Source organism: Saccharothrix carnea (assembly GCF_003014735.1).
Lineage (GTDB): Bacteria > Actinomycetota > Actinomycetes > Mycobacteriales > Pseudonocardiaceae > Actinosynnema > Actinosynnema carneum.
Genome location: NZ_PYAX01000022.1, coordinates 29015 through 43605 on the forward strand (window position 1 = coordinate 29015; position 14591 = coordinate 43605).

Annotated in this window: 13 protein-coding genes; 10 read left to right on the forward strand and 3 right to left on the reverse strand. The window is 72.0% G+C overall.

Translation table 11 applies throughout. The features are described 5' to 3' along the window. Positions 1–3 precede the first annotated feature (3 nt). Positions 4–486: a hypothetical protein gene (locus B0I31_RS36760; RefSeq protein WP_106620046.1), complete on the reverse strand. Its 483-nt coding sequence runs from the start codon at positions 484–486 to the stop codon at positions 4–6. 2 nt (positions 487–488) lie between these two features. Next, positions 489–1985, reverse strand: coding sequence for a helix-turn-helix domain-containing protein (locus tag B0I31_RS36765; protein WP_245950707.1), 1497 nt, complete (start codon positions 1983–1985; stop codon positions 489–491). A gap of 334 nt (positions 1986–2319) precedes the next feature. Here B0I31_RS36765 and B0I31_RS36770 point away from each other — a divergent pair, with 334 nt between their 5' ends. From B0I31_RS36770 to whiA, 7 genes are all read left to right on the forward strand, one after another. Further along, entirely contained in the window at positions 2320–2811 is a 492-nt protein-coding gene (locus B0I31_RS36770; protein ID WP_073894610.1) for a hypothetical protein, read from the forward strand. Between the two features lie 179 nt (positions 2812–2990). After that, complete coding sequence (locus B0I31_RS36775) at positions 2991–3401, forward strand: Rieske (2Fe-2S) protein (RefSeq protein ID WP_106619998.1); 411 nt, start codon at positions 2991–2993, stop codon at positions 3399–3401. Between the two features lie 103 nt (positions 3402–3504). Further along, the gene (locus B0I31_RS36780) at positions 3505–3972 is read left to right on the forward strand and encodes a Rieske (2Fe-2S) protein (protein ID WP_106619999.1); all 468 of its coding nucleotides are present in this window, start codon (positions 3505–3507) and stop codon (positions 3970–3972) included. Between the two features lie 91 nt (positions 3973–4063). Continuing rightward, complete coding sequence (gene uvrC, locus B0I31_RS36785; RefSeq protein ID WP_106620000.1) at positions 4064–6052, forward strand: excinuclease ABC subunit UvrC; 1989 nt, start codon at positions 4064–4066, stop codon at positions 6050–6052. Between the two features lie 42 nt (positions 6053–6094). Beyond that, positions 6095–6952, forward strand: a complete 858-nt coding sequence (rapZ, locus tag B0I31_RS36790) for an RNase adapter RapZ (protein WP_073894770.1) — start codon at positions 6095–6097, stop codon at positions 6950–6952. Beyond that, complete coding sequence (locus tag B0I31_RS36795; RefSeq protein ID WP_106620001.1) at positions 6949–7980, forward strand: gluconeogenesis factor YvcK family protein; 1032 nt, start codon at positions 6949–6951, stop codon at positions 7978–7980. Before rapZ ends, B0I31_RS36795 begins: the two co-directional genes overlap by 4 nt. Then, on the forward strand, positions 7971–8957 hold the full coding sequence (gene whiA, locus B0I31_RS36800) for a DNA-binding protein WhiA (RefSeq protein WP_053721404.1): 987 nt from the start codon (positions 7971–7973) through the stop codon (positions 8955–8957). Before B0I31_RS36795 ends, whiA begins: the two co-directional genes overlap by 10 nt. 3 nt (positions 8958–8960) lie before the next feature. Here whiA and B0I31_RS36805 read toward each other — a convergent pair whose 3' ends face one another. Then, complete coding sequence (locus B0I31_RS36805) at positions 8961–11006, reverse strand: acyltransferase family protein (protein WP_245950708.1); 2046 nt, start codon at positions 11004–11006, stop codon at positions 8961–8963. Between the two features lie 551 nt (positions 11007–11557). Between B0I31_RS36805 and gap the strand changes: the two genes are divergently transcribed. The 3 genes from gap to tpiA are packed head-to-tail and all read left to right on the forward strand — an operon-like array spanning position 11558 to position 14534. Then, positions 11558–12562: a type I glyceraldehyde-3-phosphate dehydrogenase gene (gene gap, locus B0I31_RS36810; protein ID WP_073894620.1), complete on the forward strand. Its 1005-nt coding sequence runs from the start codon at positions 11558–11560 to the stop codon at positions 12560–12562. Between the two features lie 20 nt (positions 12563–12582). Continuing rightward, a complete protein-coding gene (locus tag B0I31_RS36815) occupies positions 12583–13746 on the forward strand; it encodes a phosphoglycerate kinase (RefSeq protein ID WP_181320739.1) in 1164 nt (387 codons plus the stop codon). Further along, positions 13746–14534, forward strand: coding sequence for a triose-phosphate isomerase (gene tpiA / locus B0I31_RS36820; protein ID WP_106620003.1), 789 nt, complete (start codon positions 13746–13748; stop codon positions 14532–14534). Before B0I31_RS36815 ends, tpiA begins: the two co-directional genes overlap by 1 nt. The last annotated feature ends 57 nt before the right edge of the window (positions 14535–14591 follow it).

The window sequence follows — 14591 nt, forward strand, 5'->3', positions numbered from 1 at the left end:
CCGCTATTCGCGGCGGGCACCGTCCGGCCACACGACCACCACCGGCACGCCCGACGCCCGCGCGGTCTCCACGACGTCCGCCGTGCCGCCGCGCCCGTCCGGTGGCCGCCCGTCCCACACCGCGATGAGCAGCTCCACCGACGCGAGCATCCGCTCGTTGGCCATCACGTAGGCGTGCCGCCCGGACAGCTCGTTCGGCAGCACGCTGACCACGTGCGCCTGCGCGAGCAGCTCGTCGTAGGCGGGCCGCTTCTCCGGTTTCAGCTTGTCCCGGTAGTCCATCGCGGGCAGCACGACCTCGACCCGGCCGCCCAGCTCCAGCACCACCCGCGCGAACAGCTGGTCCGCGCCCGGCGCCAGGCAGGTCACCCCGACCAGGGATGACCCGCCCGCCGCCTCGGCCTCCAACGCCGCGCGGATGCCCTCCCGCACGACGTCGACGCAATCGGGCACCAGATTGCTGTGCCCGGTGATCCCCACCCGCATCACTAGGCCGTCCGAACCCCGCGGATCGCCTCACGGGTGTCGCGCACGACGGCCAGGTCGCGGTGCCGCTCGGCCTCCTTGGCGAAGTCCTGCAGCTTGCGCACGACCCGCCCGGACGCCAGGCCCGCCGCAGTCGGCAGCACCTGCTGGATCAGCCCGCACGCCTCCTCGGGCTCGCCCGCCACCATCTTCGTGCGGGCCAACCCGATGACGTCGAACGCCCGGTTGCGCACCCGCGCCGGGTCGCGCAGGTCGAGCGCCCGCCGGATGTGCGCCTCCGCCTGCGGCGCCTGCTTCGGGTCGTGCCCGGCCAGGTCGCGCATCCGGGCGCCGATGACCCCTTCCAGCTCCGCCTCGTCGAACGAGTCCAGCCACCACGGGTCCGAACCGGGCCGCCGCTGCGCGAAGCTGTCCTGCGCCTGCCCGACCGCCCGGTGGAACTCCCGCACCCGACCCATCTGGGCGTACGCCCACGCCTCACGGGTCAGCAGGAGCGCCTGCAACGTCGGGGTGGCGTTGCGCCTCGTGCCGTACTGGCCCAGCTGGACCAGCTCTAAACCGTCCTCGGGCCGGCCCAGGTCGAACATCTGCCTGGCCATCGCCGCCAGGCACAGGGCCGCGAACGGGTCGTTGCGGCCCGCCTTCGCCATCCGCACCCCGAGCACGTAGTACCGCTGCGCCGCGTCGTGCATGCCCGCGTCCCACGACATGCTCGCCGCGACCTTGGACAGCTCGGCCCCGATGAAGAAGGCCCGTTCCGTGGTCGGGCCCGCCGGTGCGCGGGACAGCCGCTCGGCCAGTTCCTCCAGCTGCCCGAGCACCGCCTTGCGCGCCAACCCGTACCCGCCCCGGCCACCCCACCCGCGCAGCCCGTCCGCGACGCGCTGCAACGCCGCCAGCTCCTCCTCGCTGATCGCCGCGCTGGACGACCACTTGGACAGGGGCTGCAGGGGGTGCAACCACCGCTGCAACGGTTCGACCAGTGCGGGACCCATCGCCACCGCGGCGGCTCCGGTGAGCGCCGCTCGTCTGCTGATCGCCAAGTCGTTCCTCGCCGTCTCCTCGACCGATCTGGCAATGCTCGACGCGTCCCACGCCGCGGCGAGCACATCGGGCGGGGCGCCGCGATCGGCGTCCGCCTGGCTTGGGATTCCGACGCGGTCGAACCACAGCCGGTCGGCCGGGATGCCGAGCACCCGCGCGAAGTGGCGCAGGCGGTCGATCCGGTCGATCGGGTTGTCACCGGTCTCGTACCGCGAGAGCTGCGCCTGGGAGATCCCCAGCCAGGACGCCATGCGGTCTTGGGTGACGCGGCTGACGTGCTGGGGGTGGTGCCGGTAGGCGGCGAGGAGGGCGCCCATGTTCCGGTCGGCGAACGCGGCAGCCATCGCCTGGTGGTCCCAGAAGTCCGCGGGTACCTCGGGTGGTCCGTAGAGCTCGGTCCGCGCGTTGCGGCGACAACGCTGGCAGAGCCGGTCGGTGTTGTCGGCGGCGATCAACGCCCCGCACGTCGGGCATGCGCGCCTGGTACTGGCTGCTCTTCGAGCTTTCCGTTCCATGGCTCGCTCCCGTCACTGAGCGTGCTCACCAGTGTATAGAGATGTGATCAGGAGTCCATGCATTTCGTGCATAAGGCGGGGTAGGCCCCTGGTCGGGGACCGGGTGACACCGAGTGGCGGATGAGCCGGATCCGCGCGGTGCATGGATCCGACCCGATAACGGTGTGGTGAAACGTCTCGATCGGTCGGACGCTGCGTGGTGTGCCAGTGCCGGGTCGACCCCGCGGCCCGCGCACACCGCCCACTCCACCCGACCGGGGAGGGACCTCCGCCGATGAGCATCACCGCCGCCACCACCGCAGACAACGGCCCGCGCTACGGGCCACGTGACCGCGCGCACCAGCAGGCCCTCGGTGAGGCGATCGCGGGTTACCGGCTGCTGGGGTGGAAGGTGTCGGTCACCGAGCAGGGCGTGTTCCTGCCGCTCGGCCCCGCCACCACCGCCCTGGCCATGCCCGCCCGCATCGGCTCGCGCGTGCTGGCCGACCTCAAGGCCCGGATGCTCGCCGGCCCCGTCACCGTCATCCCCGGCCCGCGGGAGCACTGGATCTTCCTCGCCGAGCTGGTCGCCCTGCTGCCCACGCACCTGAAGGCACCCGCCGAGGTCCAGTTCGTCCGCTCCCCGCAGCGCATCGCGCTGCCGCCCACGATGACCCGGTACGGGTCGCTGAGGTGGGCGAACCCGCCGTCGCACTCGCGGCACTGGTTCCCGCCGTTCACGGCCGTGCTGGCGCTGGCCCGCACGGCGGTGGCCAAGGACCAGTAGTGCCGCGACCGGCAACACTCACCTCGTCTTCCGGCGCTCGGCGGGGTGCCTCGCGGCACCGGCCCCACGCCCCCAACCGACCAGGATGAGGACGTGGGGCCGGCACCCCGATCCACCCGTCCGACCGTCGAAGTACGGGGCGAAGGCTGCCGGTCGCGGCACTGGGCGAAGATGGGCGGGTGGATCGACGGACGCTGCTGTGCGGCCTGCTCGCCCTGACCGCCTCCGCGCCCCTGGCCGGCTGCGGCACGGGTGCGCCGACGCGTCGGCCCGGCGTCGGCTCGGCCCGTGCGGGTGACCGCGTGGCCGGGCTCGCCGACGTCCCGGTGGGTTCCGGCGCGCTGGTCGACGTCGGTGGTGACGGTCAGTTGTTGCTGGTCAGGGCGTCGGAGTCGGAGGTGCGGGCGTTCAATCCGGCCTGCCCGCACCAGGGCACGACGGTGAACCCGCCCGCCGGCGGCACGATCAGCTGTCCCACGCACCGCAGCGCGTTCGACCCGACGACCGGCGCGGTGCTGTCCGGCCCGTCACCGCGGGGGTTGGCGGAGGTCGCGGTGGCGGTGTCCGGGCCGGACGTGTTGCTTTCCTGAAATTCCCGTCCCAAGGGCTGGAGTGTTGAACCCCGCTTCACGTGGTGTCGTATTGCCTGTGTGGCCGAACGACCACCCACCACGACACAGCGGAGGACCTGCTTTGAGTTCAACGGAGAAGACAGGGCTGTCCCGTCGCTCGATGATGTGCGGCCTGCTGGTCGCGCTGGCGGTCCCGGGCGGCCTGGCCGCGTGCAGCAGCGGGTCCACCCCGACCGGCACCGGCACCGCCACCGGCGGCGCGTCGACGCCGGGCGGCGCCACCCCGGGCGGGTCGCCGATCATCGCGGCGCTGGCCGACGTGCCGGACGGCGGCGGCCTGATCGCAGGCAACCCGGCCAACAGCAAGCCGCTCGTGCTGGTGCGCACCGGCGAGACGGTCAAGGCCTACGACGCCTCGTGCCCGCACCAGGGCACCGCGGTGTCGCCGCCGGAGAACGGCGTGATCACGTGCCCGAACCACGGCAGCACGTTCAACGCCGCGGACGGCACGGTGACGAAGGGCCCGGCCACCGCGGGCCTGACGGAGGTGCCGGTGAAGGTGGAGGCTGGCCAGGTCGTGCCCGCCTGATCCGCACCCGGCCGGGCCCGCCCGCCCGGCCGGGAACAGCGGAGGTCTCCCATGCGAGAGACTGTCAGGGGTCGCACGTAGGCTTTAGCGCGTGGCCGATCCGTCGACCTATCGCCCTGCGACAGGCACCATCCCCGAAGCTCCCGGCGTGTACAAGTTCCGCGACGCCGCCGGTCGGGTGGTGTACGTCGGCAAGGCCAAGAGCCTGCGCCAACGGCTGAACTCGTACTTCGCCGACATCGCCGGCCTGCACCCGCGCACCCGGCAGATGGTGACCACCGCCGCGAGCGTCGAGTGGACCGTCGTCGGCACCGAGGTGGAGGCGCTCCAGCTCGAGTACAACTGGATCAAGGAGTTCGACCCGCGCTTCAACGTCCGCTACCGCGACGACAAGTCGTACCCGGTCCTCGCGGTGACGTTGAACGAGGAGTTCCCCCGCCTGCACGTCTACCGCGGCCCGCGCCGCAAGGGCGTGCGCTACTTCGGCCCGTACGCGCACGCCTGGGCGATCCGCGAGACGCTCGACCTGCTGCTGCGCGTCTTCCCGGCCCGCACCTGCTCGGCGGGCGTGTTCAAGCGCCACGGCCAGATCGGCCGCCCGTGCCTGCTCGGTTACATCGACAAGTGCTCGGCGCCGTGCGTGGGCCGGGTCAGCGCGGACGAGCACCGCGACATCGTGGAGGACTTCTGCGACTTCCTCGCGGGCAAGACCGACTCGATGGTGCGCCGCCTGGAACGCGAGATGACGGCCGCGGCCGAGGAGCTGGAGTTCGAGAAGGCCGCCCGCCTGCGCGACGACCAGGCGGCGCTGAAGCGGGCCCTGGAGAAGCAGGCCGTGGTCCTCGGCGACGGCACGGACGCCGACGTGGTCGCGTTCGCGCAGGACGACCTGGAGGTGTCGGTGCAGGTCTTCCACGTGCGCGGCGGCCGGGTGCGAGGCCAGCGCGGCTGGGTGGTCGACAAGGTCGACGAGACCGGCGTGACGGGCCTGGTGGACCAGTTCGTCACCCAGTTCTACGGCGAGCAGGTCGAGTCGGCGCGGGCCAGCGGCGTGGAGTCGGCGCCGGTGCCGCGCGAGGTGCTGGTGCCGGAGCTGCCCGAGGACGCCGAGGCGGTCGAGAAGTGGCTGGCGGGCCTGCGCGGCGGCAGGGTCGCGTTGCGGGTGCCGCAGCGCGGTGACAAGCGGGCGCTCATGGAGACGGTGGAGCGCAACGCCAAGGAGGCGTTCCAGCAGCACAAGCTGCGCCGCGCGGGCGACCTGACGGCCCGGTCGGCGGCGCTGCAGGAGCTGCAGGAGGCGTTGGGCCTGGACACCGCGCCGCTGCGCATCGAGTGCACCGACATCAGCCACGTGCAGGGCACCGACGTGGTGGCGTCGCTGGTGGTGTTCGAGGACGGTCTGGCGCGCAAGTCCGAGTACCGCCGGTTCGCCGTGCGGGAAGGAGCCGAGCAGGGCGACGTCGGCTCGATCGCCGAGGTGGTGCGGCGGCGGTTCCAGGCCTACCTGCGCGACAACAAGGACGACCGCGGCCCGACGCCCGGCATCGACCCGGAGACGGGCAAGCCGCGCAAGTTCGCGTACGCGCCGAACCTGCTGGTGGTGGACGGCGGCGCGCCGCAGGCGCAGGTAGCCTCCGACGTCTTGGCGGAACTGGGCATCACCGACGTCGCGGTGATCGGCCTGGCGAAGCGGCTGGAGGAGGTGTGGGTGCCCGGCGAACCGGACCCGGTGATCCTGCCCCGCACCAGCGAGGCCCTGTACCTGCTGCAACGAGTGCGCGACGAGGCGCACCGGTTCGCGATCGCCTACCACCGGCAGAAGCGGTCCAAGCGGATGACGACGTCGGCGCTGGACGACGTGCCGGGCCTGGGGCAGACGCGCAAGGCGGCGTTGTTGAAGCACTTCGGCTCACTGAAGAAGTTGCGTGAGGCGAGCATCGAGGAGATCAGCGTGGTGCCCGGAGTGGGCCGGCGCACCGCCGAGGCCGTGCACGCGACGTTGGGCACGGCGGGTACCGAAGTGCCATCGACGGAGTCGAAGATCGGACTGCAGGCGGCTGAGCCAGTAGTCGAACACTGACGGGAGCACACAGTGAGCGCACCGGCCGGCGAGAAGTCCGGCATCGAAGTCGCGGTGGTGACGGGCCTGTCGGGGGCGGGCCGCAGCACGGCCGCGAAGTGCCTGGAGGACCTGGGCTGGTTCGTGGTGGACAACCTGCCGCCCGAGCTGATCGCGACCATGGTGGAGCTCGGCGCGCAGGCCAGGGGCGCCATCACCAGGGTCGCGGTGGTGATGGACGTGCGCAGCCGCGCGTTCACCGAGGACCTGGCAGCGGTCATCAAAGACCTGGACGCGCGCGGCTACAAGCCGAAGGTGCTGTTCCTGGAGGCCACCGACGACGTGCTGATCCGGCGGTTCGAGTCGGTGCGGCGCGGCCACCCGCTGCAGGCGGACGGCAGGCTGGCAGACGGCATCGAGGCCGAGCGGATCCTGCTCACGCCGCTGCGCGAGGAGGCCGACCTGGTGCTGGACACCTCCGGGCTGTCGGTGCACCAGCTGCGGGCCAAGATCGAGGACACGTTCGGCACCGAGTCGGCGACCCGCACCCGCGTCACGGTGCTGTCGTTCGGCTACAAGTACGGCCTGCCGATGGACGCCGACCTGGTCATGGACGTGCGGTTCCTGCCGAACCCGTTCTGGATCCCGGAGCTGCGCGAGCAGACCGGCCTGGACGGCGACGTGCGCAACTACGTGCTCACGCAGGAGGGCGCGGAGGAGTTCCTGGACCGCTACCACGAGCTGCTGCGGCTCATCGGCGCCGGCTACCGGCGTGAGGGCAAGCGGTACCTGACGCTGGCGGTCGGCTGCACCGGCGGCAAGCACCGCAGCGTGGCCATCTCCGAGGAGCTGGCGGGCCGGTTGGCCAGCGAGGACGGCATGGCCGTCAAGGTCGTGCACCGGGACCTGGGACGCGAGTGAGCTTCAGAGCGGTCGCGCTGGGCGGTGGGCACGGGCTGCACGCCACGCTCACCGCCCTGCGCCGGGTGACCGACGACGTGACGGCCGTGGTGACGGTCGCGGACGACGGCGGCTCCTCGGGGCGGCTGCGCCGCGAGCTGGGCCTGTTGCCGCCCGGTGACCTGCGCAAAGCCATGGTCGCGCTGGCCGGGTCGGACGAGTCGAGCGCGTTGTGGTCGCGGCTGTTCCAGCACCGGTTCGGCGGCACGGGCGCGCTCGCCGGGCACGCGGTCGGCAACCTGGTGCTGGCGGGCCTGCTGGAGCAGCTCGGCGACCCGGTGGCGGTGCTGGAGGAGGCGGGCAGGCTGCTCGGCGTGCGCGGGCGCGTGCTGCCGATGTGCACCGAGCCGTTGTCGATCGAGGCCGACGTGACCGGCCTGGACGACGACGCCGACGTGGTGCGCCGCATCCGCGGCCAGGTCGCGATCGCCACCACGCCCGGTCGGGTGCAGCGGATCCGCCTCTACGGGCCGGGCGGTCCCGGTGAGGCGCCGCGCGGCTGCCCGGAGGCGGTCGAGGCGGTGCTCGCGGCGGACGTCGTGCTGCTCGGGCCGGGCTCGTGGTTCACCAGCGTGCTGCCGCACCTGCTCGTGCCCGAGCTGCACGACGCGTTGGTGCGCACGTCGGCGCGGAAGGTCGTCGTGCTCAACCTCGTCCCCCAACCGGGGGAAACCGACGGCTTTTCGCCGGAGCTCCACCTGGACGTGCTGTGCGCCCACGCGCCCGCGCTGAGGGTGGACGCGGTGATCGCGGACGTCGACGCGGTGCCCGTGCCGGACCGGCTGCGCAGGGCCGCCGCAGCTCTCGGCGCTGCCGCGCACCTGGCACCCATCGCGGTCACCGGCGCGCCGGACCGGCACGACCCGGCCGCGCTGGCGCTGGGCATCACCCGGGCGTTGGCCGGCCCTGGTGACGGGACCACCGGGGCGTCGAGTACAACCCTCCAGGAACAACGGACGAGCAGGGGAGGCGAGGCGCCGTGGCGATGACGTCGGCGGTGAAGGACGAGCTGAGCAGGCTGGCCGTCTCCAAGACCTGCTGCCGCCGCGCGGAGGTGGCCTCCCTCCTGCGGTTCGCGGGCGGACTGCACATCGTGGGCGGCCGGGTGGTCGTCGAGGCGGAGCTGGACCTGGGTTCCACGGCGCGCCGGCTGCGGCGGGAGATCCACGAGCTGTACGGGCACCAGTCGGACGTGTTCACCATCACGTCCAGCGGGCTGCGCAAGGGCACCAGGTTCGTGGTGCGGGTGGTCAAGGACGGCGAGGGGCTGGCCAGGCAGACGGGCCTGCTGGACCCGCGCGGGCGCCCGGTACGCGGCCTGCCCGCGCCGGTCGTGTCGGGCGGGGTGTGTGACGCGGAGGCGGCGTGGCGCGGCGCGTTCCTGGCGCACGGCTCGCTGACCGAACCGGGCCGGTCGTCGTCGATGGAGGTGACCTGCCCCGGTCCCGAGGCGGCGTTGGCGCTGGTCGGCGCGGCGCGGCGAATGGGCATCGGCTCGAAGTCGCGCGAGGTGCGCGGCGCGGAGCGCGTGGTGATAAGGGATGGCGACGCGATCGGCGCGATGCTGACCAGGCTCGGCGCGCACGACAGCGTGCTGGCCTGGGAGGAGCGCCGGATGCGCCGCGAGGTGCGTGCCACGGCGAACCGCCTGGCGAACTTCGACGACGCCAACCTGCGCCGCTCGGCCCGTGCCGCGGTCGCCGCCGCCGCCCGGGTGCAGCGGGCGCTGGAGATCCTGGGCGCCGAGGCACCCGACCACCTGGCCGCCGCCGGCGCGCTGCGCCTGGCGCACCGGCAGGCGTCGCTGGAGGAGTTGGGCCAGCTGTCCGACCCGCAGATGACGAAGGACGCCGTCGCGGGCCGCATCCGCCGCCTGCTGGCGATGGCCGACAAGCGGGCGAAGGAACTGGGCATGCCCGACACCGAGTCCGCGGTGACCGCGGACATGCTCGACGCCGAGGTCTGACCGCTAGGGCAGGCCCAGGGCGGCGACGAGCGGGTCGGCCAGGGACCGCACGTAGGTGTCGGTGAGGTGGTTGTCGCGGTAGACGACGACGTTGCCCACCACGGCCGGGCACGTGTCGGCGCGGCAGATCCAGTCGGTGAGGTCGACCAGCCGCACGCCCGGCAGCCCGGTCGCGGCGTCGGCCTGCGGGTCGCCCGGCGAGCCGAGGGCCTGCGCGCGGGGCGTGTCGCAGTCGTCCGGGTCGTCGGCGTGGCGTTGCAGGCACGACACGGTCGAGACACCCGGCCGGGGCAGTTCGCGCAGCACGGCGACCGGGATGGCGGCCTCCGACAGCGCGGTGAGCACGGTCCGGTAGCCGTCGACCAGGTCCGCCGTCGATTCCCACGTCCACTTCAGGTCCTTGAGGTAGGACTCGGGGGACATGGCGGCGGTGAGCACCAGGTCGGGCTTGACGTCCCGGAGGTGGTCGAGCTTCTTCAGGTTCTCGTCGGAGCAGTCGGCCAGCGGCGTGCCCGCCTCGGTCGGCGGCACGGCGGTGAACGGGCAGCCGTTGCGCACCATGAGGTGCACCTGCCACTGGTTCCCGGTCTCCTTCCGCACGAACTCGGCCAGCGCGGTGCTGAACTGCGCGGCGTGCGAGTCGCCGACGACGACCAGGGTCTTGGCCGCGTCGGGCTTGCCGTACACGCACGACTTGAGCCCGTCGCCCAGTTCGCGGGTGACGCAGTCGTCCCGCGGCCAGTCCTCACCCGCCACGGCCGGCGCGGGCGCGAGCGGGACGCCCGCCGGTGCGCGCAGCGGGCGGTTCGGGTCCAGCGCCAGCGCGCCGGGGTGGTCGGCGTCGATCACCGACCGCCCGCGCAACGCGGCCAGCGTCGACTCGGCCGACGCCCAGCCACCCGACGCGACCGCCACGGTCACCGCGACCAGCGCCGCGCCGAGCCCGTACGTCGTGCGCCGCCGAACGGGCTTGCGCCGCCGGAACGGGTCCTCGACGAGGTGCTTGGACAGCGCCGCCAGCACCAGGCTCAGCGCGGCGGCCACCACGGCCTCGTACCCGCCCAGCGCCTCGCTCTCGGTGACCTCCAGCAGGAACACGATCACCGGCCAGTGCCACAGGTACAGGCTGTAGGAGACGTCGCCGACGTAGGTCAGCGGACGCACGCCGAGCACGCGGGCCAGCGACTCGTCCCGGGCGACCAGCACGGCGGCCGTGCCGAACGTCGGCAGTGCCGCGATCCAGCCCGGGAACGCCAGCCCGGTGGTGAACCAAAACGCGCTCGCCAGCACGCACGCCAGGCCGCCCCAGGCCAGGAGCACGCGTGCCGTTGCGCCGAGCCGCACCCGGTGCAGCGCCATCGCGGCCAGGCCGCCGATCCCCAGTTCCCACATCCGGGTCGGCGTGACGAAGTACGCGGCGCCCGGGTCGACCGGCGTGTACCAGACCGAGAACGCCAGCGACGCGACCGTGATCACGCCGACCGCGACCGCGGCGTACCGCACCGGCCCGCCGCCGCGCCGTGCCGCCAGGGCGGCGGCGACCAGCAGCACCAGCGGGATGACCAGGTAGAACTGCTCCTCCACGGCCAGCGACCAGAAGTGCTGCACCGGTGAGGCGCCTGCCCCCGCGTGCCCGTAGTCGTTCGACAGCGCGGCCAGCAGCCAGTTCTGCGCGTTGAGCGCGGAGAACACCACCTCCCGCAGCACGACCGGCCACCGCGACTCGGGCAGCAGCGCGAACACCGCGGCCGTGACCCCCAGCAGCACGGCGGTGGCGGCGGGCAGCAGCCTGCGCACCCGTCGCGCGTAGAAGTCGAGCAACCCGACCCGCCCGGTGCGCCGCACCTCGCCGGTGAGCGTGCCGATGATCAGGAAACCCGAGATCACGAAGAACACGTCGACGCCGACGAAACCGCCGGGCAGCCAGTCGGGGCGCAGGTGGTACACCACGACCAGGCCGACGGCCAACGCCCGCAGGCCCTGGATGTCCAGCCGGACGGAGGGGCGGTCGACGGCGCGGTCGGGCGCGAGCGACGGTCCATCGGTCACCAACGCCACTACACACCGCCACAGGTCCGAGGAAAAAGCGGCGCAGCTTAACCCGGCCGTGTGACGATCGACGTGCTCCGTTCAGGGCAGTGTGACGATCTCGTTGCCCTTCAACCCCCGAGAGTCCAACGTTCAGCCCGCGAGAGTCCAACGTTCAGAACGCGAGAGTCGTACGTTCAGAACGCGAGAGTCCAACGTTCAGGACACGAGAGTCCAACGTTCAGGACCCCTGAATTCAACGCCCGGACGCCCACCCTCCGTCACGGAGCGCGCACCCTGCACCCGGGCACCGAGCGTCATAGGCTGGGTGTCGGCGAGCCCGGCGCCGAGGCGCGGTCCAGCCGCACTCCGGGGTCACGAACCCCCGATCCCCGAGTTACCGTCAGGTAACAAGCCGGTCAAGCTGGATTTTCTTGTTCGATAAAGAGATCCTGGAGGTCCACGTGACCAGGGACGCAGGCCGGAGGCTAGGCTGACTCCCGGCTGCCTGGTCAGCCCATGACTGCACGCCCCTGGCGGACAACGCCAGTCGAGTACCGAGGAGACTCACCGTGACGGTTCGCGTAGGTGTCAATGGTTTCGGCCGCATCGGTCGCAACTTCTGGCGCGCCGTTCAGGCCAGCGGGCACGACATCGAGATCGTCGCCTTCAACGACCTCGGTGACGTCAACACCATGGCCCACCTGCTCAAGTACGACTCCATCCTCGGCCGCCTCGACGGTGAGGTGACCGTGACCGACGAGGGCATCGCGGTCGACGGCAAGGTCATCAAGGCCCTGGCCGAGCGCGACCCGGGCAAGCTGCCCTGGAAGGACCTCGGCGTCGACGTCGTCGTGGAGTCGACCGGCTTCTTCACCGACGCCTCGGCCGCGCGCAAGCACGTCGACGAGGGCGGCGCGAAGAAGGTCATCATCTCCGCCCCGGCCAAGGGTGAGGACCTCACCGTGGTCCTCGGCGCGAACGACGACCAGTACGACGGCTCGCAGACCGTCATCTCGAACGCCTCGTGCACCACGAACTGCCTGGCCCCGCTGGCCAAGGTGCTGCACGACAGCTTCACCATCGAGCGTGGCCTCATGACCACGATCCACGCCTACACCCAGGACCAGAACCTGCAGGACGCGCCGCACAAGGACCTGCGCCGCGCCCGTGCCGCCGCGCTGAACATCGTGCCCACCAGCACCGGTGCCGCGAAGGCGATCGGCCTGGTCCTGCCCGAGCTGAAGGGCAAGCTCGACGGCTACGCCCTGCGCGTGCCCGTGCCCACCGGCTCGGCCACCGACCTGACCGTCACGGTCGGCCGCGAGGTCACCGTGGACGAGGTCAACGCCGCCTACAAGGCCGCCGCGGACGGCCCGCTGAAGGGCTACCTGCGCTACAACACCGACCCGATCGTGTCGGCCGACATCGTCACCGACCCGGCGTCGTGCATCTACGACGCGCCGCTGACCAAGGTCATCGGCAACCAGGTCAAGGTCGTCGGCTGGTACGACAACGAGTGGGGCTACTCCAACCGCCTCGCCGACCTGGTCAACCTCGTCGCCAGCAAGCTCTGAGCGAAAACGGGTCACTCGCTGTGAAGACTCTCGACGATCTGCTCAGCGAGGGTGTCTCGGGTCGGCGCGTCCTGGTGCGCGCCGACCTGAACGTCCCCCTCGACGGCGACCGGATCACCGACGACGGCCGCGTCCGCGCCTCGGTGCCCACCATCAAGGCGCTCGTGGACGCGGGCGCCCGCGTCCTGGTCGCCGCCCACCTGGGCCGCCCCAAGGGCGAGCCCGCCCCCGAGTTCTCCCTCGCGCCCGTCGCCGTGCGGCTCGGTGAGCTGCTCGGCCAGACGGTCGAGATCGGCACCGAGGCGGCCGGCGACGGCACCGTCGTGCTGCTGGAGAACATCCGCTTCGACGCCCGCGAGACCAGCAAGGACGACGCCGAGCGCGCCGCCCTCGCCGACGAGCTGGCCGCCAAGGCCGACGCGTTCGTCTCCGACGGCTTCGGCGTCGTGCACCGCAAGCAGGCGTCGGTCTACGACGTGGCCAAGAAGCTCCCGCACTACGCGGGCGGTTTGGTCCTGGCCGAGGTCGAGGTGCTGCGCAAGCTCACCGACGACCTCCAGCGCCCGTACGTCGTGGTGCTCGGCGGCGCGAAGGTGTCCGACAAGCTCGGCGTCATCGCGAACCTGCTCACCAAGGTCGACCGGCTGCTCGTCGGCGGCGGCATGGCCTACACCTTCCTCAAGGCCCAGGGCCACGAGGTCGGCGGCTCGCTGCTGCAGGAAGACCAGCTCGACCAGGTCCGCGGCTTCCTCGCCGAGGCCGAGAAGCGCGGCGTGGAGCTGGTGCTCCCGGTCGACGTGCTCGCCGCCGTCGACTTCGCGCCCGACGCCGAGTTCGAGGTCGTCGCCACCGACGCCATCCCCGCCGACCGGCAGGGCCTGGACATCGGCCCCAAGACGCGTGAGCTGTTCGCGTCCAAGCTCGCCGACGCGCAGACCGTGTTCTGGAACGGCCCCATGGGCGTGTTCGAGTTCGAGGCCTTCTCCGGCGGCACCCGCGCGGTCGCCGAGGCGCTGGTCAAGAGCGACGCGTTCACCGTGGTCGGCGGCGGCGACTCGGCCGCGGCCGTGCGCGCCCTCGGCCTGCCCGAGGACGGGTTCTCGCACATCTCCACCGGCGGTGGGGCGTCCCTGGAGTACCTGGAGGGCAAGGAACTGCCCGGCGTGTCTGTGTTGGAGGCGTGATGGCTCAGCGTCAGCCCCTCATCGCGGGCAACTGGAAGATGAACCTCAACCACCTCGAGGCCATCGCCCTGGTGCAGAAGATCGCCTTCTCCCTGCCGGAGAAGTACTTCGCCAAGGTCGAGGTCGCGGTGCTGCCGCCGTTCGTCGACATCCGGTCCATCCAGACCCTCGTCGACGGCGACAAGCTGCTGCTCAAGTACGGCGCACAGGACCTGTCGCCGCACGACTCGGGCGCCTACACCGGTGACGTGTCGGGCCCGATGCTGGCCAAGCTCGGCTGCTCCTACGTCACCGTGGGTCACTCCGAGCGGCGCGAGTACCACCACGAGGACGACGCCACGGTCAACAAGAAGGTCAAGGCGGCGCTCAAGCACGGCGTCACCCCGATCTTCTGCCTCGGCGAGCAGCTCGACGTCCGCGAGGCCGGCGGGCACGTCGAGCACTGCACCGAACAGCTCGTCGCGGGGCTGAAGGGCCTCACCGCCGAGCAGGTGCGCGACGTGGTCGTGGCCTACGAACCGGTGTGGGCGATCGGCACCGGCAAGGTCGCCTCGTCGGCGGACGCGCAGGAGGTGTGCGCCGCCATCCGGGTCAAGCTCGCCGAGCTCTACGGCGAGGACGTGGCTTCGGCCGTTCGAGTGCTTTACGGCGGCTCGGTCAAGTCGGGCAACATCGCCGAGTTGATCTCGCAGAAGGACATCGACGGCGCCCTTGTCGGTGGTGCGAGCCTGGATGCGGACGAGTTCGCCAAGCTGTGCGCGCTCGCCGCGGGTGGACCTCTACCCTGATGTGATTGACACGCACTCCACCCGCGGTGGTCCACGGTCGGCAGTCGACCGGGTACT

What these genes read in the sequence shown, in the direction of transcription:
- B0I31_RS36760 (WP_106620046.1), bottom strand. Translation starts at nt 486, where the DNA reads ATGCGGGTGGGGATCACCGGGCACAGCAATCTGGTGCCCGATTGCGTC.
- B0I31_RS36770 (WP_073894610.1), top strand. Translation starts at nt 2,320, where the DNA reads ATGAGCATCACCGCCGCCACCACCGCAGACAACGGCCCGCGCTACGGG.
- tpiA (WP_106620003.1), top strand. Translation starts at nt 13,746, where the DNA reads ATGGCTCAGCGTCAGCCCCTCATCGCGGGCAACTGGAAGATGAACCTC.